Raw genomic sequence first — 21806 nt, 5'->3', positions numbered from 1 at the left:
CTCTCTTGACGGGCTTCCGCCTGCCCGCCTACATTCCTTTCAGATCGTAGAAACTGGTTTCCGTAATGCGGAAGTACGGAAACTCTGGAAGTTCACGGAGACAGCTCACCGCGTGGGCGCGACGGGAGTGCGAATCCGATGGCCGAAGCAGGAGTACTCGATGGCTCGAATGACCGCTGCCCGCGCGGCAGTTGAGATCCTCAAGCGCGAGGGCGTCACCGACGCGTTCGGCGTCCCCGGCGCGGCGATCAACCCGTTCTACGCGGCGCTCAAGGCCTCCGGCGGGATCACCCACACCCTCGCCCGCCATGTCGAGGGCGCCTCGCACATGGCCGAGGGCTACACCCGGACGCACCCCGGCAACATCGGCGTGTGCATCGGCACCTCCGGACCGGCCGGCACCGACATGATCACCGGCCTGTACTCGGCGACCGGTGACTCCATCCCGATCCTGTGCATCACCGGCCAGGCCCCGACCGCGGTGATCCACAAGGAGGACTTCCAGGCCGTCGACATCGCCGCGATCGCCAAGCCGGTCACCAAGATGGCCGTCACCGTCCTGGAGGCCGCGCAGGTCCCCGGGGTCTTCCAGCAGGCCTTCCACCTGATGCGCTCCGGCCGGCCCGGACCGGTGCTGATCGACCTGCCGATCGACGTCCAGGTGACCGAGATCGAGTTCGACCCCGACACCTACGAGCCGCTGCCGGTCTACAAGCCCGCCGCGACCCGCGCGCAGATCGAGAAGGCGATCGGCATGCTGAACGCCGCCGAGCGCCCGCTGATCGTCGCGGGCGGCGGCATCATCAACGCCGACGCGGCCGATCTGCTCGTGGAGTTCGCCGAGCTGACGGGCACTCCGGTCGTGCCCACCCTGATGGGCTGGGGCGTCCTGCCCGACGACCACGAGCTCAACGCCGGCATGGTCGGCCTGCAGACCTCGCACCGCTACGGCAACGCCACCTTCCTGGAGTCCGACTTCGTCCTGGGCATCGGCAACCGCTGGGCCAACCGCCACACCGGCAAGCTGGACGTCTACACCGCCGGCCGGACCTTCGTGCACGTCGACATCGAGCCCACCCAGATCGGCAAGATCTTCGCCCCGGACTACGGCATCACCTCCGACGCCAAGGCCGCGCTGGAGCTGTTCGTCGAGGTGGCCAAGGAGCTGAAGGCGGCTGGGGCCCTGCCCGACCGCTCCGCCTGGGCCGCCTCCGCACAGGAGCGCAAGGCGAAGCTCCAGCGGCGCACCCACTTCGACGACATCCCGATCAAGCCGCAGCGCGTCTACGAGGAGATGAACAAGGCCTTCGGCCCCGAGACCCGGTACGTCTCCACCATCGGCCTCTCCCAGATCGCCGGCGCACAGATGCTGCACGTCTACCGCCCGCGGCACTGGATCAACTGCGGCCAGGCGGGCCCGCTGGGCTGGACCGTCCCGGCCGCGCTCGGCGTCGCCAAGGCGGACCCCGAGGCACAGGTCGTCGCCCTCTCCGGTGACTACGACTTCCAGTTCATGATCGAGGAACTGGCGGTCGGCGCCCAGCACAAGATCCCCTACGTCCACGTCCTGGTGAACAACTCCTACCTGGGCCTGATCCGCCAGGCGCAGCGGGCCTTCGACATCGACTTCCAGGTCAAGCTGGAATTCGAGAACATCAACTCGCCCGAGCTGGGCGTCTACGGCGTCGACCACGTCAAGGTCGCCGAGGGACTCGGCTGCAAGGCGATCCGGGTGACCGATCCGAACGAGCTGGGCGAGGCCCTGGAGCAGGCCAAGAAGCTCGCCGCGGAGCACCGGGTCCCGGTCGTCGTCGAGGCCATCCTGGAGCGCGTCACCAACATCTCCATGTCGGGCACCAACGACATCTCCGACGTGGTGGAGTTCGAGGAGCTGGCGACCCGGCCGGAGCACGCGCCGACGGCGATCAAGCCGCTGAAGGTCTGACGCCCGCGCAGGAACGAGGGGCGGTCCCGCAGGGGGCCGCCCCTCACTGCCGTGTCCGGCCCCCGCACACTGGAGCAGCTCAGTCCCCTCCGCCTCCGCCGCCCCCGCCGCAGTAGTAGACGCCCCCGCCGTTGCCGGTGCCGCCCCTGGGGTGGTGGCGGAGCATCCCCCGGTCCCGCACCTCGGCCCGCGGCACCAGACCCGCCCGCAGGGCGAACCGCGGCACCAGCACCCGCAGCGCCGGCTCGCCGTGCAGGGCGACGGCGAGCAGCTTGGCGTGGTCCGGCAGACCGCGCCGGCTCGCGGGCACGGGGTACGCCTTGCGCAGCACCCGCAGCCGCCGGCGGGCCGCCCGGGTCGCCCAGAGCGCCGGCCACCCCACCAGGCCCGCCGCCGCGAGGCCCACGCGCACCTCGGCGACCGCCCATGTCACCACCGGGTCGCGCACCAACTCCCGCAGGCCGGACGGCTCATGGAGGCACTGATACACGGCGCTCTCCAGATACAGGGCCCGCCAGTCGCTCCCCACCGGGTCGTCCGGGAGGTCCGCCTCCGGGGCGTCCGGCAGCTCCTCGTCGGACGGCGGCTCTTCGTCGTACCCGGCCCAGGCCGCCTGCCCCAGCTCGGGCGGCGGGTCCAGGGCGACTCCCGGCGGCGGCAGCTCCGGCAGCGCGTCGCCCGCCTCGGACTCGACGGCCAGCATCGTCCCCGGGGCGCCCGCCACCACCGCGCCCCGCAGATACAGGGAGACGACGGCGACCGTGACCGCGGCGCGCGGGCCGCCGCGCAGCAGTGCGAGCTCGTGGGGCGTCCGGCGTACGCCGGGAAGCGGGTTCATGACGGCACCCCCCTTGGACACGGAGCCCGCCGCCCCCGTGTCGGCGGGCTCCGTGTGCCGGAAGTGTGCCCGCCCGAGGGGGCGCCCCAAGCCTCGCCGGCCCGGTTCAGAGATTGATTTGAGCATGCCGTAGGCGGGCTACGACGCCTGGCGTAGGTGCGCTCGCGGTATCACCGTCCCGGCGCCGGGGCCCGCCGTCCCTCAGTGCTCGTGATGCTCGTGCTGTTTCTCGTGCTGCTGGTGGTGGTGCTCGTGGTGCTCCGAGAGGCCCGGCCAGTCGTCGGGGCCGCCGCCCTGCCATTCGATGAAGTCGGCGTCCTCGAGGTCGGTGACGTACAGATCGGCCAGCCGCAGGATCTCGCTCACGTCGTCGGCGTGCGTGGCGATCCCCAGGGTCTCGTCGTCGTCCGTGGTGACCCGCCGGGAGCCGTCCATGGCCGGGGGATGCACCACGATGTGCGGATGCTCCGTCGGATGTGCCATGCCCCCAGACTGCTGCGCACCGCGCCGTTCCGCACGCCGGGGCCACGGCGACCGCCGGGAACGACGAGAAGCGCCCCGGACGCGGGACCGTCCGCGTCCGGGGCGCTTGCCCGATGAGGCCGTGAGGGTCGTCGTACGGCCGCCCTCGGGCTCTGGTGCCGTGCGGTGCGAGGCCGGCGCGACGGTACATTCGCGCCGCCGGACGGGGCCGGTGGGGGATCGGGACCGCGGCGGATGCGACGGCACCGGGAGTTCCTCCCCTCAGGTCGAAGGAGGAGACTCCGGGCCTGCACCACCGCACTGGCTCGCACGCCGCCGCGGTCCTCGCCCTGCCCGCCGTACCGGTCGACCACCCCTCATCCGGGTCGCCGGCACGGCGGGTCCGTGCGTCCGGTGCCGGGCCTCCCCGCCGGGCCCCGGACGCAGCTCATGGGGGCCAGTCCTCGCGCAGGGCGCGGACCGCCTCCTCCACGCGCCGGCCGTACTCGGGGTCGGCGGCGTGGAAGTGGGCCAGGTTCTTCTCGATCACGTCGTCGCGGCTGACCTGGGAGAGGCTGCCGGCGATGTTGGCGACCAGGCGGGACTTCTCCTCGGCGGACATCAGCCGGTAGAGCTCACCGGCCTGGAAGAAGTCGTCGTCCTTGGTGTGCTGCGGGGCGGCGTGCGTGCCGGTGTGGCCGGACACGGCGAGCGGCGCCGACAGCGGGCGGCCGGTCTCGAAGTGGTGGGCAGGCATGGTTCCCGGACGGCGCCGGCGCCTTGGGCGCGACAGGGACAGGTGTCGGCGCCGGCGCCGCCCGGAGCTCAGGGGCCGGGCCGGCCGCGGGTCGCCGGCCTCGGTCGGTCAGACCTGGGCGCCGGAGAGGCGCTCGACCGAGCGCAGCAGCGCGGAGTGGTCCAGGCCGCCGTCGCCCTGCGCGCGCAGGCTGGCGACCAGCTGGGCCACCACCGAGCCGACGGGCAGGACCGCGCCGACGTTGCGGGCGGCGTCGGTGACGATGCCCATGTCCTTGTGGTGCAGGTCGATGCGGAAGCCGGGCTTGAAGTCGCGGTTGAGGAAGTTGTCCTTCTTCCGCGTCAGCACGGTGGAGCCGGCCAGGCCGCCGTTGAGGACGTCCAGCGCGGCCTTGAGGTCCACGCCGGACTTCTCCAGGAAGACCACGGCCTCGGCGCAGGCCTGGATGTTGACGGCGACGATCAGCTGGTTGGCGGCCTTCACGGTCTGGCCCGAGCCGTGCGGGCCGCACAGCACGATGGTCTTGCCGAGCGCCTCGAAGATCGGCTTCGCCTCGTCGAAGTCGGCCTGCTCGCCGCCGACCATGACGGACAGCACGGCCTCGATGGCGCCGGCCTCACCGCCGGACACGGGCGCGTCCAGGACCCGGATGCCCTTCTCCTTGGCCGCCGCGGCCAGGTCGATCGAGGTCTGCGGGGTGATCGAGGACATGTCGATCAGCAGCGTGCCGGGCCGGGCGTTCTCCAGGATGCCGTCCGGGCCGTAGGCGACGGCCTCGACCTGCGGGGAGGCCGGAACCATCGTGATGACGACATCGGCGTCCTTGACGGCCTCGGCGACCGAGGAGGCGGGGGTGCCGCCCGCGGCGGCCAGCCTGTCCAGCTTCTCCTGCTCCAGGGTGTAGCCGGTGACCTGGTAGCCGGCCTTGATCAGGTTCTCGGACATGGGGGAGCCCATGATGCCGAGGCCGATCCAGGCGATCTTCGGAAGTGTGCTCATGGGGTGCCTCTCTGGGGCTGCTGGGTCTGCGTGTCGGTACGGGCCGGTGAGCGACCGGCCTTTCGGAAGTGCCCTCAGCGGGCGGCGCGCTGCTCGGCCGGCAGCCAGTCGAAGGACTCGGCGCTGCCGCGGTCGCCGGGCTTGTACTCCAGGCCGACGTAGCCCTCGTAGCCCGCCTTCCGCAGCTGCTCCAGCAGGTCCTCAAGGGGCAGCGAACCCGTGCCCGGGGCGCCGCGGCCGGGGTTGTCGGCGATCTGCACATGGCCGGTCCTCGCCGCGTACTGCTCGATCACCGACGGCAGGTCCTCGCCGTTCATGGACAGGTGGTAGAGGTCCATCAGGAAGCGCGCGTTGTCCAGGCCGGTGGCCGCGTTCACCTTGTCCACGACGCCGACGGCGGCGGGCGCCGACACCAGCGGATACAGCGGGGACTCGGGCTTGTTCAGCGCCTCGATCAGCAGGATCGCGCCGATCCGGTCGGCCGCCCGGGCGGCGAGGGCCAGGTTCTCGAGGGCGAGCGCGTCCTGCTCGGCCGGGTCCACGCCCTCGACGCGGTTGCCGTAGAGCGCGTTGAGCGCCGTGCAGCCGAGCGACTGCGCGAAGCCGGCGGCCACGTCGATGTTGGCGCGGAACCGCTCCGACTCCTCGCCCGGCACCGACAGGGCGCCCCGGTCGGGGCCCGGCAGCCGGCCGGCGTAGAAGTTCAGCCCGGTGAGCCGGACGCCGGCGTCCTCGATCGCCTTGCGCAGCGCGTCGAGTTCGGACTGCTCGGGGGTGGGCGTGTCGATCCAGGGCCACCACAGCTCGACCGCGGTGAAGCCGGCCGCGGCGGCGGCCGCGGGGCGCTCCAGGAGCGGGAGTTCCGTGAAGAGGATCGACAGGTTGACGTTGAAGCGCTGGTCTGCGAATCCCATCGGTCGCCGCGCTCCCTTCCGTTGAGCTATTTCCGTATTACGGAAGTTCGTTTCTGTGTAATGGAAGACTGCATGGAGGGTTCGCGCCTTGTCAAGAGAGGTCGGCGAGGTGACGTGCCGCGCGTTAGGTTGAGCGCGTGCGATTGAGAGTGGAGTTCACGACCGAGCCCTTCGACCTCGACGAGCCCCCCGCGCACGCGGTGGTGGCCCGTGAGGTGGTAGAGACGGCCGACCTGGACGCCGTGGACGTCGGCCCGTTCGGCAACACCGCCGAGGGGTCCGCGGACGCGGTGCTCGGTGCCGTGGACGCGCTGCTGCGCCGCACCCTCGCGGCGGGCGCGACCCGGGTCACCCTCCAGGTCAATGTCATCGGGGAGGACGAGGGATGAGCGGTGCGGGCGACGAGCCGTTCATCGCGGCCGTCAAGCCACTGGTCGACGCCATCGGCGGGCAGCTGATCCCGCCCGACGAGGCCGGCATCGACGACGTGGTCCTGCAGTGGGAGGGCGCCGACGCCGTCGCGGTGCGCCTGCCCCAGCTCGCGGACTCGCTCGACCACATCCTCGCCGCGCTGGAGCGCCGCAAGGGCATGCCGCTCGCCGATCTGGACCGCCGGTCGAAGCAGGAGATCGTACGCAATCTGGAGGCGCGCGGCGCCTTCGCGGTGCGCCACGGAGTGGAGACCGTGGCGAGCGCACTCGGCGTCAGCCGGTTCACCGTCTACAACTACCTCAACCGCGAGAAGGGCTCCTGAACAGCACTTTCGTGGTGTGCCTGCGGGCCGTCGCCCCCTGTGCGGGCGGCGGCCCGCACGGCATCGGGCGCATCCTGGAACCAGCCGGCGTGGGACTCATATGTGTTCCCCCGAATTTTCAACAAAGTGTTGACGTGCTGCCCGCGGCGGCGTTCACTATCGGCACGCCCGTCAGCACAAGGCCACGGAGGCTCCCGTGACGTCCACATCCACGCCGCCGGGCCTGGCCCGCTTCAACGCACTCGAGGAGTCCGCGGCCCACGCCGCGCTCCACGAGGTGTGTGCCTCCACGGCGTGGGTCCGGCGCCTGCTCGCCCACCGCCCCTACGCCGGCCCCGAGGAGCTGTACGCCGCCAGCGACGCCGCCATGGCCGAGCTGACCACGGCGGACCTCGAGGAGGCGATGGCCGGTCACCCGCCCATCGGCCGCCCCAGGCCCGGCGATCCCACCTCCTCCCGCGAACAGGCCGGCATGGCCGGCGCCCCGGAGGAGCTCAAGGCGGAGATGCTCGAACTCAACCTGGCCTACCAGGAGAAGTTCGGCCATGTGTTCCTCATCTGCGCCACCGGCCGGACCGGCGAGCAGATGCGGGACGCCCTGAAGGAACGCATCGGCAACGCGCCGGATCAGGAGCGCGAGATCGTCCGCACCGAACTGGGGAAGATCAACCGCATCCGCCTCGCCCGACTCGTCGAACAGGACTGACGCACGCATGAGCACCGAGACCACCGCTTCCGTGTCCACGCACATCCTGGACACCAGCGCCGGCCGCCCCGCCGAGGGCGTCGCCGTCCGCCTCTCCGCGCTGCGCGGCGCCGCCCGCTACGGGCAGGGAGGGGAATGGCAGGCGCTCGGCGGATCCGTGACCGACGCGGACGGGCGGTGCAAGGACCTCCCGGCACTGCCGGAGGGCACCACCCATGTCCGGCTCGACTTCGCCGTCGAGCCGTACTTCGAGAAGAAGCAAGCCGAGGCGCAGCAGGACGCCCCCGCGAATCGGGACAGCGGTGCGTTCTTCCCCGAGGTCGTGATCACCTTCGCGGTCACGCCCGGCGAGCACTACCACGTACCGCTGCTGCTCAACCCGTTCGGCTACTCCGTTTACCGAGGGAGCTAGCTATGCCGACCATCCTGGGACAGAACCAGTACGGCAAGGCCGAGAACCGAGTCGTCAAGATCACGCGGGACGGCGCCACCCACCACATCAAGGACCTCAACGTCTCCGTCTCCCTGTCCGGCGACATGGACGAGGTCCACTACTCCGGCTCCAACGCCAACGTCCTGCCGACCGACACCACCAAGAACACGGTGTTCGCGTTCGCCAAGGAGTACGGCATCGAGTCCGCCGAGCAGTTCGGCATCCACCTCGCCCGTCACTTCGTCACCAGCCAGGAGCCGGTCCACCGGGCCCGCATCCGCATCGAGGAGTACGCCTGGGAGCGGATCGAGACCTCCGACGCCAACAGCAAGTTCACCGGCGCCGACGAGGTCAAGCACTCCTTCGTCCGCAAGGGCCAGGAGATACGCACCGCCCAGGTCACCTTCGACGGAGAGAAGTGGGAGGTCATCTCCGGTGTGAAGGACCTGACGGTGCTGAACTCCACCAACTCCGAGTTCTGGGGCTACATCAAGGACAAGTACACCACCCTCAAGGAGGCCTACGACCGCATCCTGGCCACCGACGTCTCCGGCAAGTGGCGGTTCAACTGGACCGACGACGAGCAGAAGATGCCCAACTGGGAGAAGTCCTACGAGCAGGTCAGGAAGCATCTGCTGCAGGCCTTCGCCGAGACGTACTCGCTGTCGCTGCAGCAGACGCTGTACCAGATGGGCGCGCGCATCATCAACAACCGCAGTGAGATCGACGAGGTGCGCTTCTCCCTCCCGAACAAGCATCACTTCCTGGTGGACCTGGAGCCGTTCGGGCTGAAGAACGACAACGAGGTGTACTTCGCCGCCGACCGCCCCTACGGCCTGATCGAGGCCACCATCCTGCGGGACGGCTGCGAGGCGCGGATCCCGGTGGACCTCACCAACCTCTGACGCCTCACCCTCTCGGCACCGCGGCCGGGGAGACACGGCGCATCTCCCCGGCCCCGGCTCTCAAGGCTCCCAGGGTCCTGCCGTGCCCTGCCCGTGAACAGGACAAGACAGCAAGGGACGCACCATGGCAGCAGCCCCGCGCATCGTCATCGAGAACTGCGCGATCGCGACCGTCGACGCCGAGGACACCGAGTACGCGTCCGGCCATCTGGTCCTCGCCGGCAACCGCATCGAGTCCCTCGGCGCGGGCCCGGCCCCCGGGGACCTCCAGAACGTCGTCCGCCGCATCGACGCCTCCGGGCACCTGGCCACTCCCGGTCTGGTCAACACCCACCACCACTTCTACCAGTGGCTCACCCGGGGCATGGCCACCGACCACAACCTGTTCGACTGGCTCGTCGCCCTCTACCCGGTCTGGGCACGCATCGACGAACCGATGGTGCACGCGGCCGCCCAGGGCTCGCTCGCCATGATGGCCCGCGGCGGCGTCACCACCGCCATGGACCACCACTACGTCCACCCGCGCGGCTCCGGCGACCTGTCCGGCGCCGTCGTCCGCGCCGCCCGCGACATGGGCGTGCGCCTCACCCTCGCCCGCGGCTCCATGGACCGCGGAGAGAAGGACGGCGGCCTGCCCCCGGACTTCGCCGTCGAGACCCTCGACGAGGCCCTCACCGCCACCGAGGAGACCGTCGCCCGGCACCACGACCCCTCCTTTGACGCGATGACCCAGGTCGCCGTCGCCCCCTGCTCGCCCTTCTCCGTCTCCACCGAACTGCTGCGCCGGTCCGCCGGACTGGCCCGCCGGCTCGGGGTGCGCCTGCACACCCACGGCTCGGAGACCGTGGAGGAGGAGAAGTACTGCCACGAGCTGTTCGGCATGGGTCCCACCGACTACTTCGAGTCCACCGGCTGGCTCGGCGAGGACGTGTGGATGGCGCACTGCGTCCACATGGACGACTCCGACATCGCCGCCTTCGCCCGCACGAAGACGGGCGTCGCTCACTGCCCTTCCTCGAACGCGCGGTTGGCGGCCGGAATCGCCCGCGTCCCCGATCTGCTCGCCGCCGGCGTCCCCGTCGGCCTAGGGGTGGACGGCACCGCCTCCAACGAGTCCGGCGAACTCCACACCGAACTGCGCAACGCCCTGCTGATCAACCGCCTCGGCCCGCACCGCGAGGCCGCGCTCACCGCCCGGCAGGCGCTCAGGCTCGGCACCCACGGCGGCGCCCAAGTGCTCGGCCGCGCAGGCGAGATCGGCTCCCTGGAACCCGGCAAGCTCGCCGACCTGGTGCTGTGGCGGATGGACACCCTCGCCCACTCCTCCATCGCCGATCCGGTCACCGCGCTGGTGCTCGGCGCCCCCGCCCCGGTCACCGCCTCCTTCGTCGGCGGCCGGCAGATCGTCGAGAACGGCCGGCTGCTCACCGCCGACGAGGACACGATCGCCCGTACCACGCGTACGGAAGCGCAGCGACTGGCACGGATCGCCGCGCAGAACTGAACACCGAAGACTCCGGCCGGGAGGGACGGCTCCCGGCCGGTACCGCGGACCCGAGCGGGGCCCGCGGCGGCCGTCTCCGGGACGCGCGTGTGATCGAGCGCGCGCGTCCCGGAACGGTCACCCCGCACCCGGGGCACCCAGATGCGACCCATACGGGAACCGGATGCGGCCCACTCCGTCCTCCCGGTCCCTCCCCGACGCTCGGCCCCGCCCGAGCGGGAGGCACCCCACCCCGCCCCGCACCACCTCCCTGAAACCCGCGTCAGAGCCGACGCGCACCCGACCGGAGGAGAGCCGCAGTGGCCGACCACCCCGTAGACGAAACGCTTCCACCACTCAAGATGGCGACCACCGGCCTGCAGCATGTGGCCGCCATGTACGCCGGAGTCGTCGCCCCGCCCCTGATCGTCGGCGCGGCCATAGGCCTGTCCGCCACCGACCTGACCTTCCTCACCGGCGCCTGCCTGTTCACCGCGGGCCTCGCCACCCTGCTGCAGACCATCGGCATCTGGAAGATCGGTGCCCGGCTGCCCTTCGTCAACGGCGTCACCTTCGCCGGTGTCGCCCCCATGACCGCCGTCGTCGCCGCCACCCCCGACAAGGACGACGCCCTGCCGATCATCTTCGGCGCGGTCATCGTCGCCGGACTCCTCGGCTTCCTCGCGGCGCCCTTCTTCAGCAAGGCGGTCCGCTTCTTCCCGCCGGTCGTCACCGGCACCGTCATCACCCTGATCGGCATATCCCTGCTGCCCGTCGCCTTCGGCTGGGCGCAGGGACCCGACCCCTCCGCCGACGACTTCGGCTCCGCCACCAACCTCACCCTGGCCGCCGTCACCCTCGTCATCGTGCTGGTGCTGCGCCGCTTCACCTGGGGCTTCGTCAAGCAGATCGCCGTACTGCTCGGCCTGGTCGCCGGCACCCTCATCGCCATCCCGTTCGGCGTCACCGACTTCTCCCCGGTCGCCGAGTCGGCCGTCGTCGGCTTCCCCACCCCGTTCCACTTCGGCGCGCCGCAGTTCCAGCTCGCCGCGATCGTCTCGCTGTGCGTGGTGATGGTCGTCTCCATGACCGAGTCCACCGCCGACATGCTCGCCCTGGGCGAGATCGTCGAGCGCCCCGCCGACGAGAAGACCATCGCGGCCGGCCTGCGCGCCGACACCCTCGGCTCGGCCCTCAGCCCGGTGTTCAACGGCTTCATGTGCAGCGCCTTCGCCCAGAACATCGGCCTGGTGGCGATGACCAGGATCCGCAGCCGCTATGTCGTGGCCACCGGCGGCGGCTTCCTCGTCCTGATGGGCCTGTGCCCCATGGCCGCCTCCCTGATCGCCGTCGTCCCGCGCCCGGTGCTGGGCGGCGCCGGTGTGGTCCTGTTCGGCTCGGTCGCCGCCAGCGGCATCCAGACCCTGGTCCGCGCGGGCCTGGAGAAGGACAACAACGTCCTGATCGTGGCCGTCTCGCTCGCCGTCGGCATCATCCCGATCAGCGCGCCGCAGTTCTACCACGCCTTCCCGGAGACGGCCCGCATCGTCCTCGACTCCGGCATCTCCACGGGCTGCGTGGTCGCCGTCCTGCTGAACTTCGTCTTCAACCACATCGGCAACGGCCGCCGCGACGCCGCCGAGGTCACCCATCCCATGGAGACGGACGTCACCCATCCCACGGAGACGAACGCTCCTTCCACGGAGACGGACGCTCCTTCCACGGAGACGGAGGAGGAGATCACCGGCCCGGCGAAGACGGCCCGGACCACGCCATGAGGTTCGCCAGCAGCTCCGCCTGCTCGATGGCGTCGTCCAGTGCATGGTGCGTGTGCCGGCGCCGGGACAGCAGCTCCCGCGGCATCGTCCCCTTGACCACCGCCCGCAGCGGCAGCCCCGCCCGGGCGGCGTACAGGGTCTTCATGTCCAGGCATCCCGAGTGCCCGAAGGGGCTGGCCCCGGTGAACCGGATCAGATACCAGTACAGGAACGTCCAGTCGTAGGAGGCGGGGTAACCGCACATCACCGGCTGCGCGCCCGCCTCCGCGGCGCACTCGCGCACCCACGCGGTGAACTCGCTCATCGCCCGGCCCGGCTCGGCACCCTCGGTGCCGAGCCGGTCGCGGTCCAGCCCGCTGACCGCCAGCGCCTCCGGCACGAACTCGCCGCTGATCGGCTTCAGCTCCCGGTAGAACGTCCGCTCCTCGGGATCGGCCGCTGCGAACCCGTCGGCACTGTGCACCCCGGCCACGGCCGCCCCGAGGCTCAGCATCGAGTACGGCCCGGGGATCGGCCCGTCGGCCTCGATGTCGACGGAGATGTACAGGCTCGGTTTGAGGCGTCGTGGGGCCATGACAGCAAAGCATTCCAGGCCGCGAGGCCCCACCGCACCCGCGTTTCGCCCTACAGCCTGAACAGCGCCGGGTCCTTGGCCAGCTCCCGGAACACCTTGTCGGGCTCCGCCACCAGCCTGCGCTCCTTGAGGTCCAGCAGTCCGCCGACCGCGGTGATCTCGGCGGCCACCGTGCCGTCCGTCTTGGTGACGGCCTGCTCGATGCTGAACGTCTTGCCGCCGCCCCAGGTGAACACGCAGCTCACATCGACCTCGTCACCGGCGAGCAGCTCCCTGCGGAACCGGATCGTCGTCTCCAGCGCGACCGGCCCCACCCCGTGCGCCTGCAGCCCCGCCTGGGTGATCCCCGCCTCCTGGAGCAGCGACCAGCGGGCGTGCTCCGCGTAGTTGAGATACACGGCCTGGTTGAGGTGGCCCTGCACATCGGTCTCGTAACCCCGCACGGTCACCCGGACGGTAAACGGCTTGCTCACTGCGTCCCCTCACGCTGCTGTGCTCGACTGACCTGTCCGACGATCCTGACACGGCGCCTCAGACGCGACGCGGCGAGGCCAGCACATACCGCACCCGCGTCCTCGGCTCGGTGTACTCCCCGGCCTGCCAGCCGGCCCGCTCCAGCGTCGCCGCGCAGGCGCTCAGCTCGGCACCGTCGGGCGCGTACACCGCGACCGCCTCCGGCTGCGGCGTCTCCCGCACCCGGTAGCCGTCACCCTCCGGCCCGGCCGGCCGGTGCCCGGCCGCCTCCAGCGCCAGCGCGGCGGCCTGCACCAGATGCGTGCGCTCCCACGGGCAGGGCCGGTCCGTGGCACCGTCGGGGTGGGTCATGCGCCGCAGCTCCAGCATCCCCTGCCAGGCGCTGTGCACCTCCCGCCGCCGCGCCGGCCCGGACTCGGGAGCCGTCTCCTCACCCCCGGCCCGCGCGGTGAACACCCCGCCGGAGGAAGCGGCCGGCTCGGACGCGGGCGCCGGCTCGGGCTCCTTCTCCCGGATCCGGTGCCCGGCCGGTGTCAGGAAGTGGTCGTGCGGCGGCCGCGGATGCCGGAACGCCAGCCCGCTGCGGACCAGCGCGGCCAGCTGCGCCTCGGTGCCCTTCAGCCGCCCGGTGACCGGATCGGCGCTCTCGATCACACGCCGCTGCGCGGCGGTCGGCGGTCGCGACACGGCATGCTCCTTCCCTCTCCCGACGGCACCCGGAAACCAGGCCCCACCGGCTCGAAGCCTACGACCGGGCACCGACAGTCCGGCCCGCTCCGGCGTGCGGTGACCGGCGCGCGGGTGAGCTTGATCTCATGGACGCCCGGCAGCAGGCGAGGGGGCCGGGTGCGTGACCGGGCCGTGCCATGATGGATGCGCAGGGTTCGCATACCTGCACGTCGGAAGGCCGACACAGTACAGCGAGGAGTTCGCCATGGCCACCGGATCCGCAGACAGCCCTGCGACTCTCTACGGGCCCGTATCACTCGTTCTCGGTGTCCTCGCGCTGCTCACCGCGGTGTTCGCCGGCTTCATCGGGATCGCGTTCCCGCTCCTGTTCGGCAGCCTCGCAGTCACCTTCGCTCTGCTCGGCCTGGGGCGGAAGCTCAACCGGCGGCAGTGCTTCATCGGCCTCGTCCTGGGGTCCCTGAGCGTGCTCTACCCGATCGTCGCCACTGCTTTCGTGACCGCCTGATTCTGTGAGCCTGATTCTGTGACCGTCTGACGTCTCGCCGCCGTCGGTCGCGGCGACTCGTGCCTCGAGCCCTGGCATCGGCGATCCCCTGAAGGGCTCGGAAGTGTCATGTTCGTGACAAGCCCCTGCCCTTTGAGGCACTGCCTGACGGGGCACTGCCCGACAGGGCACTGCCCAAGGAGACACTTACGCCGCAATCCCCGTCCTTTCTAGGGTCGTTGGCATGCCCCCTGCCAGACAGAAGCTGTGGCGGTCAGCCACCTCGCACGGCCGTTGACGCCGTAGGCCTCACTCCACCCTCGTCCGACGCCGCGCGCCTGCCCGGATCCGATCCCTCGGCAGCGCGCTGTGCGTTCAGCTCTTTCAACCGCGCCGACCGGGCGTGCCTTCGCCTGCCGCAAAGCAACGGCGGATGCCCCTCGGCCACGCGGACCGGAGCGGTGAGGCCGGGAGCGCCTGGCAGGGAGGTGCGGGAACCGCCCGCGCCCATCGGATCAGCAGTGGCACGCAGAGTACGGAAGGACAACCCATGCACCTTTCTCGTTCCGCCAGGACGGCAGCCCTGTCCCTGGCGCCGCTCACCCTTCTCGCGGGCGGAGTCCACGCGGCTGCCGCACCTCAGCCCGACCCCCGGCCCGGCACCGCCGCGTTCTCCCTGTCCGCCGTGTCTGCCGACGGGCTGAAGGACGTGACCGGCGTCGGCAAGAGCAGCGCCCAGGGCAGGATGCTGGCGGCGCAGGGGTTCGGCGTGATGCGGGCGGACTCGGGAGAGACCGCCGTCGTCGACCGGTCCTCGGCGCGCGAGGGGATCGTCGCCGCAGCCGGCAGCTCCTTCGTGGAGCTGTCGTGGAAGGCGTACGCGCCCGACGCCCGTTATGTGGTGACCCGGGACGGCAAGGAGATCGCCCGCCTGGCCGCCGGGCAGGAGTCCTTCCGCGACACGGACGTGGTACCGGGCGCGGACTACCACTACCAGGTCGCGCCGGAACTGCCGGAGAACGGAGCCCCGGGAGCGAGGCTGTGGGGCATGAACGTTGCCGTCCCGGCCGCCGGGTCGGCCAGTGCTCTGCGTGAGCACGCCGTCTCCCGGGCCGCCGCCGCGGGCGTCGCCAAGACCTCCACCCTCTCCTGGATCGCTTTCATCCCGCAGAAGCGCATCGACGCCCCCCTCGCCGGCTGTGACTACGGCCGCAAATTCCAGTTCGGCGGCGACGGACGGAGCAAGTTCGACTGGAAGTCGGACAAGTACCGCACGGCCCTGCACGCGACCATCACCTGGAAGACGAAGAAGGTGCAGGGCAACAAGCACATCAACCCGACCAATGTGTATGTGAAGAAGACCGGCAAGAAGGTCGCCACCAAGACGGCCACCACCAAGCACATGTCGGTCAAGAAGCTCGGATCCGGCTCGAACTACGTCGACGTCCGGATGAATCTGCACGCCACCAACCCGTTCTGCAAGGGCCTCGGCGGTGTCAAGGGCGCCATCGACGGGGCCCTGACGATGAATCTCACCAAGAGCGGCAACTACACCATCCGCTCGGGCAAGCACCGCCTGATGCCCAATCACCACATCTACATCTACGACGGCGGCAAGGTCACCAACGTCTACACGCGGAAGTACGCCGACCCCAAGTGCCTCGTCGGTTCGATAGCCTGCCCCGAGGCCGATCTGACGGGCCGTTACGGCAAGTTCTGAGTCACGCGGTCGCAGGGGCCCGGCGCCCGGATACCGGCGTGCTCCTGTCAGAGCGGGCGGCTAGGTTAGGTCTTGATCGCTGGTGCCACCAGACCACGGGGGTCTGCTGGAGAGGAACCGCGATCAGGAGGGACCACCATGACCAAGCGGTCCGATGGGGGAATTGCGCCGTGTCCGTATCTGCGTACGGGACATGATCCCGGTTTCGGGGTGTGGCGGCTGGAGAGTCTCACCGACCGGGAGAGGGAAGTCCTCCTCCTGCTGGGCACAGGCCTGGGCAACCGGGAGCTGGCACGCCGACTGGGCATCGCCGAACGGACGGTGAAGGCGCACATCGCGAACATCGTGGAGAAGACCGGGCAGGAAACACGAACGCAGGCCGCGATCGTGTCCGCACTCGCCCATGACGCGCTGTGCTCGGACGACTCATGCACGCGGCACCTTGCCGGTGGATCCGGCCGGCGCCGGTCCAACGCCGCATGACCGAGAGCCTTGCGCCCGCACTCGACCAGTGCGGGCGCAAGGCCGCATGGGCGCCCGCACACATGGTCCGTGAAGCCCAATTCCCCTGCGCTGAAGGGCCCGTTGGCCGGGTACACCCGTCGGTTCAGTCCGGCTGGATGCACTGTGCCGTCTGCTTGACCGGGGCGACGAGCGCCGACAGTTCGATGAGTGCGGCATCGGGAGCGCTCATCGACCCCGTGAAGGTGACCTCCGTGGCCGGACTGCGGCCGTAGGTGGTGATCACCTTCTCGCCCTCGGTGCTCCTACTGTCGTCCAGCACCCAGTCGACTCCGTCGGCGGCGAAACACGGGTCGGTGGTGGGGCCGAGTTCCGGCACACCGCAGCGCAGGACGATCTCGTTGTCCCCCCAGACGACCACGCCGGGTATGCCCGTGCTGTGGTGCGGTTTTCCGGCCAGTCGGTCCGGGGCCTCCTCGACCATACGGGCGCAGTGGGCGTTCTGGGCCCTGGCGCCTGGCCGAATGTCGTAGTGAGGGTCCTTCGTCGCGATGAAAGCGAGCGCCGCGACGACGGCAAGGGCCGCGGCTGCCAGGGGCAGCGTCGTGCGTTTTCTGGGGATGCTCAACGGTCCATTTCCCGGCGAGTGGTGGCAGTGGTCGGATGCCACGCTATTGCATGCACCACGGCCGGCCGTACACCGGCCGGGCCCCTTGCCCCCTCGGGCAATGACCTTTTGGTCACCTCCCCAACAGACCTGGTGGGAGTTGGACTTCGAATCTAGCTTCGAGTGCGACGGTCGTCTTTCCGGTCATTCCATGAGGGAGTAATTGATGCGTAAAGCAGTCGGGTCGTTGGCCATGGTCGCGATAGCCGCGGGCTCGATGACGGTCCTGTCCGCGCCTGCGCATGCGGCCGCCCCGGCGAAGAAGGATCCGTACGCGCACACGCGGCTCGAGCGCGTCTGGGCGCCCGGCAAGTGCCTGTCGATGGGCGGCAGCAAGAAGAACAACGCGCGGTTGGTTCTCGGTAAGTGCGCCAAGAACGACAAGACGCAGCGCTGGACTCTGAAGCGGCTCTCCAAGAACAGCTCGGTGTTCACCATCAAGAACGACAAGTCGGGGAAGTGCCTGGCCGTGGGGGCCAAGAACCGCCTGGTGCAGTACACGTGCAGCTCCGGCAAGAAGAGCCACCAGTGGGTGCTGGGCGGTTCGAAGATCTACAGCAAGGCGAATGGCAAGGTCATCGCATCGAACTCGACGAAGGCCGGTTCGCACCCCTACCTGGAGAAGAGCGGTGGGTCCGACAAGGCGCGTGTCCGCCAGGAGTGGGGCCTTTCCTGAGCCGACGAGGGAGCCGAACGCCGGGAGGGGGAGGCCACAGCCAGTGGCACTGCTCCTCCCCGGGGCGTGACGCGCTGCCAGGGATGCGATGCTGACCTGCATGAAGAGCATGCGAGCCGCAACCACCGTCGCCCTTCTGCTCGCTGGGCTGGCGGCCTGCTCGGCACCCGCTCCCGCGCCCGAGGCGGACGCACCCGCGGTCTCCCCGCTGAAGCAGTACGCGCCCGCGAAGCGGGTCGCGATGCCGGAGCTGTCGGGGGAGACCGTGGACGGCGGCCGGGTGAGCATCGAAGGGCTGCGCGGCAAGGTCGTCGTGGTCAACGCCTGGGCGTCCTGGTGCGGGCCGTGCCGTGTGGAGGCCCCCGGTCTCTCGCGGGTGCACAAGGAGTTGTACGGCAAGGGCCTGCGGGTCGTGGGGGTGAACGCCGACACCTCGCTCGCCGACGCCCGCGCCTTCGAGAAGGAGGCGAAGCTCGCGTATCCGAGCCTGCACGACCCGAAGGGGCGTCAGCTGCTGCGCCTGCCGAAGGACATGGTGAATCTCACCGCGTATCCGTTCACGATCGTCGTCGACCCGGAAGGCCGGATCGCGGCGGCACGGATCGGGGCGATCGGCGAGAAGGAGCTGAAGCGGGTCGTCGCGCCGTTGCTGCCGTAGGGCGCGTGCTCATCCTGCCTGCGGACGCCGCACCACCCTGAAGCCCGTGTTCCCGCTGGAGCTGTCCGGTGGGAGCCGCCCTTGAGGACGCGGGTTCCTTGACCAGGGAGGCGGCCATGTCGACGCGGAAGCCGGCGAGGCCAAGGTCCAGCCAGTGCTCCATGATCTCGCGCAGAGCCCTGCGGTTGGCGCGCGGCCCTTCGGCGTCGACGGGCTGCCGCCAGGGCTCGTCCGGGTGGGGCGGACGTAGCCGGAGTTGAGGGCGGGCCGGCTGAGGAAGAAGTTCGGCAGGTACCAGCCGGGCCGGGTGCCGGGGGAGGGCTCGAAGCCGTCACCGGGGCGGGTACCGGTGTCCGCCCAGATGTAGCGGTGGTCCGAGGGGTCGTTCGCGGACGCCGTGAACCACGGGTGCTGGTCGGAGGTGTGACCGGCCACCAGGTCGAGCAGTACGCGGATGCCCCGGCGCCGGGCGCTGTCCACGAGGCGGGCCAGGTCGTCGTCGGTGCCGTAGCGGGGGGCGACGGTGGAGCAGCCGGAGACGTCGTAGCCGGCGTCCCGGAAGGGCGAGGCGAAGCACGGGTTGAGAAAGCACGGGTTGAGCCAGATCTCGTACGCGCCGGACCGGCCCAGGTCTCGTACGCAGGGAGCGGCCTGGCACTCATCGGCGCCGGGCCGCTCCCGCGAATCGTGTGCTGCTGTCCTGCTGCGGTGCTGTGCTGCTGTGGTGCGGTACGTGACGTCGGGCGCTGACTACCGGGCTGCGGCCACCTCCTCGCGCAGCCGGGGCAGCATGTCGTGGTACACGCCCGGGCAGAGGGTGGTGCCGTGGTCCTTGTGGCCGGTGATCTGCGCGGGGGCGATCCCGTACTGGGAGCAGACGTACGCGCACAGGGTCACCAGCACGTCCCACTGGGCGTCGGGCGGCAGTGCGCCCGCATGGTAGGAGCCCTCGTTGGCGATGCCGATGGTGCGGTCGTTCTGACCGGAGGTGTGCGCACCGAGCACGAAGCTGCTTCCGCCGGTCAGGGCCGAGAGGCTGCCGTGCCGCCCCTCGGTGATCCAGCCGCCCCGGCTGACCAGGAAGTGGTAGCCGGTGTCGGCCCAGCCGTTCTTGTCCAGGTGCAGATCCTGCACCCAGCGGGCGTGGGCGTGCGCCTGGGCGCGGGAGAAGTCGGTGGAGTTGGTGCTCGCCGTGTGGTGGACGACGATGCCGCTCGGCCGGTAGCGCAGCAGTGTGATGGTGCCCTGCGGGGCGCGGGCGCCCCAGGTGCGGGTGCTGTCGATGTCCGGCTGGACGGCACCCGCGCCCGCCCCGGTGCCCTGCGCGCGGGCCGTGCCCGGCAGCAGGGCGGCGGCCAGACCGGCGACTGAGGCCGCACCGGCGCGCAGCAGCCTGCGGCGGCGGAAGCCGGTCGGCTTGAACGGGCCGCCGGGGCTGTCCGTGTTTGCTGGGGCGGCCTGATTCGGTGGGGTCGCTGGTGTCACGAACACTCCTCGGGAAGTGGGGGGAGGGGAGTGAGGAGAGGCGGGGCGGGCGGGTGCCGTCCTGCGGCAAGCGGCTGGTGCGAGGGGCCGGCCTATGTGTTGTTGGCCAGCGCCAGCAGCCGGTCGCGCGAGCCGTTGAACTTGTTGCGGTCGACGTTCCCGGACACTCCGGAGACCGAGCCGGTGCTGGTGTACTGCCACACGGTCCAGGTCGGGAAGCCGACGGGGAGGGTCGGCGAGGAGGCCGAGGTCCAGTGCGCCACCCACAGCGGGCTCTTGGCGGACATGCCGGTCCAGTTGCCGGTGCAGGTGTTCCACCAGCTCGCGGTCGTGTAGATCACCACGTCACGGGTGGTCCGTGCCTTGTAGGTGGTGTAGAAGTCGTTGATCCAGTTGCGCATCTGGGTGGTGGACAGGCCGTAGCACATCGCCCCGTACGGGTTGTGCTCGATGTCCAGGACACCTGGGAGGGTGAGGTTGTCGCGCGACCACGCGCCGCCGTTGGACGCGAAGTAGTTCGCCTGGACGGCGCCGCTGGAGACGTCGGGCCGGGCGAAGTGGTAGGCGCCGCGGATGACTCCGGCGGCGTGCGCGGCCGGATAGTTGGTGTTGAACCGGCTGTCCTTGTAGCTGGTGCCCTCGGTCGCCTTGATCCAGGCGAACTGGATGCCGGCGTTGCGCACGGAGGTCCAGTTGATGGCGCCCTGCCAGTGCGAGACGTCGATGCCCTGGACGCCGTCGGTGGGGGCGAGGGCGCCGAGGGAGTCCTGGGCGGCCGGGACGTCCTGGTGCACCTTGATGCCGACGCCCATGTAGGCCTGGCCGGGGGTGACCCGGACGCGGTCCGGGTCGGGCGGCGGTGCCGCGACGGAGCTGCCGGCCGTGCCGGCCAGGAGGGTGAGGGCCGCGCCGAGGACTCCGGCCGCGGTGGCCGTGCGTCTGGCGGGACGCCTGAGCAGGGAACGGAACGCGAACATGTCTGCCTCCGGATACGGGTGGGGGGACGGAACTGGAGGTGACGTCGACGTTTCTTGACGTGCGCGCGTCATCAGTTACGCACGTAGATTCTCCGTGTGTAAAGGGCTTACAACCTTCTCTGGTGGTCTGGTCCACTGTAAGAGTGGATGGCCTGGAAGCTTGTGATTTGAGCGTGCGAAAGCTTCATCGGATGAAAATGGAATCGCGCGTCTGGAGCACCCTGAACGCGCGTCGGCAGCCGTGGTCGGGAGGGCGAGCCGGGGTGTGTCGGGGGGCAACGGAGTGTCAGGAAGCAGTCGGGGAGAGGTTTTTCACGGCTGCGTCGCCCAGTCGTCGCTGACGGACCATCACCGATCCGGCTGGTTCACGGCTTCGCACCGACTGCTGATTGCCCCTTGGCCCCGCAGCTCTGCAAGGCGCACAAGGTCGTCGTGGACCGAGTCCCGTTCCTCGGTGGTGAGCTGGGTCGCGGCGGCCTTGGTGAGTGTCGACGTCGCGGTCTCTTCGTCGCCGAGGCGCCTGGCCACATCCGCGCGCAGCACCAGGAGGCGCAGCAGTTGCTCAGGCGTGGGCCGCTCGTCCTCCCTGTGCAGTGCCTGGTCGAGGACCTTTGCGGCGGCCGCCGGGTCCTCCCTGGAGTCTGCGAAGAGTGAGGCGTAGTGAAGGGGCCGGGAGAAGGTCCTTCGGCGCGGGCCGGTGGTGCAGGTCATCGCTCATCGGCTGGCCGACTCGGATGCAGTTGCCGCCCGGGTCGGTCATCAGGAGGAGCAGGGCGCCTGCGGTGAGGACGGCTGAGAGCCAGGGGCGGTTGAGGGTGCGGAGGGTGATGAGCCAGACGGTGAGGGGGAGCAGGGCGCCCCCCAGGGCGATGAGCGGGAGGCCGATGTAGAGGACGCTCAGGTCGCGGTGTATCCCCTCGAAGCCGCCGTGGACGTTGACGCGTGCCTCCGGTGCCCAGGCGAGC

General features: G+C 70.4%; 23 protein-coding genes and 3 pseudogenes. 13 read left to right on the top strand and 13 right to left on the bottom strand.

The genetic code is table 11. From position 1 onward, the window contains the following. Nucleotides 1–160 precede the first annotated feature (160 nt). Entirely contained in the window at nt 161–1945 is a 1785-nt protein-coding gene (gene gcl / locus ABD198_RS01695) for a glyoxylate carboligase (RefSeq protein WP_343997479.1), read from the top strand. A 79-nt stretch (nt 1946–2024) separates the two neighbouring features. On the opposite strand, the gene ABD198_RS01690 is transcribed toward gcl, so the two are convergent. The 5 genes and pseudogenes from ABD198_RS01690 to ABD198_RS01670 all read right to left on the bottom strand — a co-directional run bounded on the left by ABD198_RS01690 (nt 2025) and on the right by ABD198_RS01670 (nt 5915). Further along, complete coding sequence (locus ABD198_RS01690; RefSeq protein WP_343997478.1) at nt 2025–2783, bottom strand: TIGR04222 domain-containing membrane protein; 759 nt, start codon at nt 2781–2783, stop codon at nt 2025–2027. A gap of 201 nt (nt 2784–2984) precedes the next feature. Beyond that, the gene (locus tag ABD198_RS01685) at nt 2985–3266 is read right to left on the bottom strand and encodes a hypothetical protein (RefSeq protein WP_343997476.1); all 282 of its coding nucleotides are present in this window, start codon (nt 3264–3266) and stop codon (nt 2985–2987) included. Between the two features lie 427 nt (nt 3267–3693). Continuing rightward, nucleotides 3694–3984: pseudogene (locus ABD198_RS01680) on the bottom strand (catalase-related domain-containing protein); the annotation flags it as partial. Nucleotides 3985–4110: 126 nt separating this feature from the next. Beyond that, entirely contained in the window at nt 4111–5001 is an 891-nt protein-coding gene (locus ABD198_RS01675) for a 2-hydroxy-3-oxopropionate reductase (RefSeq protein WP_343997475.1), read from the bottom strand. Nucleotides 5002–5075: 74 nt separating this feature from the next. Next, the gene (locus ABD198_RS01670) at nt 5076–5915 is read right to left on the bottom strand and encodes a TIM barrel protein (RefSeq protein WP_343997473.1); all 840 of its coding nucleotides are present in this window, start codon (nt 5913–5915) and stop codon (nt 5076–5078) included. A 137-nt stretch (nt 5916–6052) separates the two neighbouring features. Here ABD198_RS01670 and ABD198_RS01665 point away from each other — a divergent pair, with 137 nt between their 5' ends. The 7 genes from ABD198_RS01665 (at nt 6053) to ABD198_RS01635 (ending at nt 11974) form a co-directional block, all read left to right on the top strand. After that, complete coding sequence (locus ABD198_RS01665) at nt 6053–6304, top strand: hypothetical protein (protein ID WP_343997472.1); 252 nt, start codon at nt 6053–6055, stop codon at nt 6302–6304. Continuing rightward, entirely contained in the window at nt 6301–6669 is a 369-nt protein-coding gene (locus ABD198_RS01660) for a helix-turn-helix domain-containing protein (protein ID WP_343997471.1), read from the top strand. Before ABD198_RS01665 ends, ABD198_RS01660 begins: the two co-directional genes overlap by 4 nt. Before the next feature lie 196 nt (nt 6670–6865). Then, a complete protein-coding gene (uraD, locus tag ABD198_RS01655; RefSeq protein WP_343997470.1) occupies nt 6866–7375 on the top strand; it encodes a 2-oxo-4-hydroxy-4-carboxy-5-ureidoimidazoline decarboxylase in 510 nt (169 codons plus the stop codon). Nucleotides 7376–7382: 7 nt separating this feature from the next. Next, nucleotides 7383–7787 (top strand): hydroxyisourate hydrolase, encoded by a 405-nt coding sequence (uraH, locus tag ABD198_RS01650; protein WP_343997469.1) that lies wholly within the window; start codon nt 7383–7385, stop codon nt 7785–7787. Between the two features lie 2 nt (nt 7788–7789). Next, nucleotides 7790–8713, top strand: a complete 924-nt coding sequence (gene pucL / locus ABD198_RS01645) for a factor-independent urate hydroxylase (protein ID WP_343997468.1) — start codon at nt 7790–7792, stop codon at nt 8711–8713. A 124-nt stretch (nt 8714–8837) separates the two neighbouring features. Next, nucleotides 8838–10217 (top strand): 8-oxoguanine deaminase, encoded by a 1380-nt coding sequence (locus ABD198_RS01640; protein ID WP_343997467.1) that lies wholly within the window; start codon nt 8838–8840, stop codon nt 10215–10217. A gap of 299 nt (nt 10218–10516) precedes the next feature. After that, the gene (locus ABD198_RS01635; protein WP_343997466.1) at nt 10517–11974 is read left to right on the top strand and encodes a nucleobase:cation symporter-2 family protein; all 1458 of its coding nucleotides are present in this window, start codon (nt 10517–10519) and stop codon (nt 11972–11974) included. Here the strand turns inward: ABD198_RS01635 and ABD198_RS01630 are convergent. The 3 genes from ABD198_RS01630 to ABD198_RS01620 are packed head-to-tail and all read right to left on the bottom strand — an operon-like array spanning nt 11937 to nt 13709. Further along, nucleotides 11937–12548: an exonuclease gene (locus tag ABD198_RS01630; protein WP_343997465.1), complete on the bottom strand. Its 612-nt coding sequence runs from the start codon at nt 12546–12548 to the stop codon at nt 11937–11939. The genes ABD198_RS01635 and ABD198_RS01630 overlap by 38 nt on opposite strands. A gap of 50 nt (nt 12549–12598) precedes the next feature. After that, nucleotides 12599–13021: an acyl-CoA thioesterase gene (locus ABD198_RS01625; RefSeq protein ID WP_343997464.1), complete on the bottom strand. Its 423-nt coding sequence runs from the start codon at nt 13019–13021 to the stop codon at nt 12599–12601. 58 nt (nt 13022–13079) lie between these two features. Continuing rightward, on the bottom strand, nt 13080–13709 hold the full coding sequence (locus tag ABD198_RS01620) for a hypothetical protein (RefSeq protein WP_343997463.1): 630 nt from the start codon (nt 13707–13709) through the stop codon (nt 13080–13082). A 247-nt stretch (nt 13710–13956) separates the two neighbouring features. On the opposite strand from ABD198_RS01620, the gene ABD198_RS01615 reads away from it, so the two are divergent. From ABD198_RS01615 to ABD198_RS01605, 3 genes are all read left to right on the top strand, one after another. Further along, on the top strand, nt 13957–14217 hold the full coding sequence (locus ABD198_RS01615) for a hypothetical protein (RefSeq protein ID WP_343997462.1): 261 nt from the start codon (nt 13957–13959) through the stop codon (nt 14215–14217). Between the two features lie 529 nt (nt 14218–14746). Next, nucleotides 14747–15916: a fibronectin type III domain-containing protein gene (locus ABD198_RS01610; RefSeq protein WP_343997460.1), complete on the top strand. Its 1170-nt coding sequence runs from the start codon at nt 14747–14749 to the stop codon at nt 15914–15916. Nucleotides 15917–16054: 138 nt separating this feature from the next. After that, on the top strand, nt 16055–16399 hold the full coding sequence (locus tag ABD198_RS01605; RefSeq protein WP_343997459.1) for a LuxR C-terminal-related transcriptional regulator: 345 nt from the start codon (nt 16055–16057) through the stop codon (nt 16397–16399). Nucleotides 16400–16523: 124 nt separating this feature from the next. Here ABD198_RS01605 and ABD198_RS01600 read toward each other — a convergent pair whose 3' ends face one another. Continuing rightward, on the bottom strand, nt 16524–17006 hold the full coding sequence (locus ABD198_RS01600) for a DUF3515 family protein (RefSeq protein WP_343997458.1): 483 nt from the start codon (nt 17004–17006) through the stop codon (nt 16524–16526). Between the two features lie 205 nt (nt 17007–17211). Here ABD198_RS01600 and ABD198_RS01595 point away from each other — a divergent pair, with 205 nt between their 5' ends. Both ABD198_RS01595 and ABD198_RS01590 read left to right on the top strand, forming a co-directional pair. Next, nucleotides 17212–17721 carry an RICIN domain-containing protein gene (locus ABD198_RS01595; protein ID WP_343997457.1) on the top strand — a complete coding sequence of 170 codons (510 nt, stop codon included), beginning with the start codon at nt 17212–17214 and terminating at the stop codon, nt 17719–17721. A gap of 100 nt (nt 17722–17821) precedes the next feature. Beyond that, entirely contained in the window at nt 17822–18379 is a 558-nt protein-coding gene (locus tag ABD198_RS01590; protein ID WP_343997456.1) for a TlpA family protein disulfide reductase, read from the top strand. Nucleotides 18380–18473: 94 nt separating this feature from the next. Here the strand turns inward: ABD198_RS01590 and ABD198_RS01585 are convergent. The 4 genes and pseudogenes from ABD198_RS01585 to ABD198_RS01570 form a co-directional block, all read right to left on the bottom strand. Then, nucleotides 18474–18970, bottom strand: a pseudogene (locus ABD198_RS01585) (alpha-amylase family glycosyl hydrolase); the annotation flags it as partial. A gap of 159 nt (nt 18971–19129) precedes the next feature. Further along, nucleotides 19130–19771 carry a peptidoglycan recognition protein family protein gene (locus ABD198_RS01580; protein WP_343997497.1) on the bottom strand — a complete coding sequence of 214 codons (642 nt, stop codon included), beginning with the start codon at nt 19769–19771 and terminating at the stop codon, nt 19130–19132. Nucleotides 19772–19956: 185 nt separating this feature from the next. Then, on the bottom strand, nt 19957–20841 hold the full coding sequence (locus ABD198_RS01575; protein ID WP_343997455.1) for a lysozyme: 885 nt from the start codon (nt 20839–20841) through the stop codon (nt 19957–19959). Nucleotides 20842–21189: 348 nt separating this feature from the next. Continuing rightward, nucleotides 21190–21619 (bottom strand): annotated as a pseudogene (locus ABD198_RS01570) (VOC family protein); the annotation flags it as partial. Nucleotides 21620–21806: the final 187 nt, after the last annotated feature.

Source organism: Streptomyces thermocarboxydovorans (assembly GCF_039524635.1).
Lineage (GTDB): Bacteria > Actinomycetota > Actinomycetes > Streptomycetales > Streptomycetaceae > Streptomyces > Streptomyces thermocarboxydovorans.
Note: the sequence above shows the minus strand (reverse complement) of the source record. Positions and strands in the feature narration are given on the sequence as shown.

What these genes read in the sequence shown, in the direction of transcription:
- gcl (WP_343997479.1), top strand. Translation starts at nt 161, where the DNA reads ATGGCTCGAATGACCGCTGCCCGCGCGGCAGTTGAGATCCTCAAGCGC.
- ABD198_RS01690 (WP_343997478.1), bottom strand. Translation starts at nt 2,783, where the DNA reads ATGAACCCGCTTCCCGGCGTACGCCGGACGCCCCACGAGCTCGCACTG.
- ABD198_RS01685 (WP_343997476.1), bottom strand. Translation starts at nt 3,266, where the DNA reads ATGGCACATCCGACGGAGCATCCGCACATCGTGGTGCATCCCCCGGCC.
- ABD198_RS01675 (WP_343997475.1), bottom strand. Translation starts at nt 5,001, where the DNA reads ATGAGCACACTTCCGAAGATCGCCTGGATCGGCCTCGGCATCATGGGC.
- ABD198_RS01670 (WP_343997473.1), bottom strand. Translation starts at nt 5,915, where the DNA reads ATGGGATTCGCAGACCAGCGCTTCAACGTCAACCTGTCGATCCTCTTC.
- ABD198_RS01660 (WP_343997471.1), top strand. Translation starts at nt 6,301, where the DNA reads ATGAGCGGTGCGGGCGACGAGCCGTTCATCGCGGCCGTCAAGCCACTG.
- uraH (WP_343997469.1), top strand. Translation starts at nt 7,383, where the DNA reads ATGAGCACCGAGACCACCGCTTCCGTGTCCACGCACATCCTGGACACC.
- pucL (WP_343997468.1), top strand. Translation starts at nt 7,790, where the DNA reads ATGCCGACCATCCTGGGACAGAACCAGTACGGCAAGGCCGAGAACCGA.
- ABD198_RS01640 (WP_343997467.1), top strand. Translation starts at nt 8,838, where the DNA reads ATGGCAGCAGCCCCGCGCATCGTCATCGAGAACTGCGCGATCGCGACC.
- ABD198_RS01630 (WP_343997465.1), bottom strand. Translation starts at nt 12,548, where the DNA reads ATGGCCCCACGACGCCTCAAACCGAGCCTGTACATCTCCGTCGACATC.
- ABD198_RS01615 (WP_343997462.1), top strand. Translation starts at nt 13,957, where the DNA reads ATGGCCACCGGATCCGCAGACAGCCCTGCGACTCTCTACGGGCCCGTA.
- ABD198_RS01610 (WP_343997460.1), top strand. Translation starts at nt 14,747, where the DNA reads ATGCACCTTTCTCGTTCCGCCAGGACGGCAGCCCTGTCCCTGGCGCCG.
- ABD198_RS01605 (WP_343997459.1), top strand. Translation starts at nt 16,055, where the DNA reads ATGACCAAGCGGTCCGATGGGGGAATTGCGCCGTGTCCGTATCTGCGT.
- ABD198_RS01595 (WP_343997457.1), top strand. Translation starts at nt 17,212, where the DNA reads ATGCGTAAAGCAGTCGGGTCGTTGGCCATGGTCGCGATAGCCGCGGGC.
- ABD198_RS01590 (WP_343997456.1), top strand. Translation starts at nt 17,822, where the DNA reads ATGAAGAGCATGCGAGCCGCAACCACCGTCGCCCTTCTGCTCGCTGGG.
- ABD198_RS01575 (WP_343997455.1), bottom strand. Translation starts at nt 20,841, where the DNA reads ATGTTCGCGTTCCGTTCCCTGCTCAGGCGTCCCGCCAGACGCACGGCC.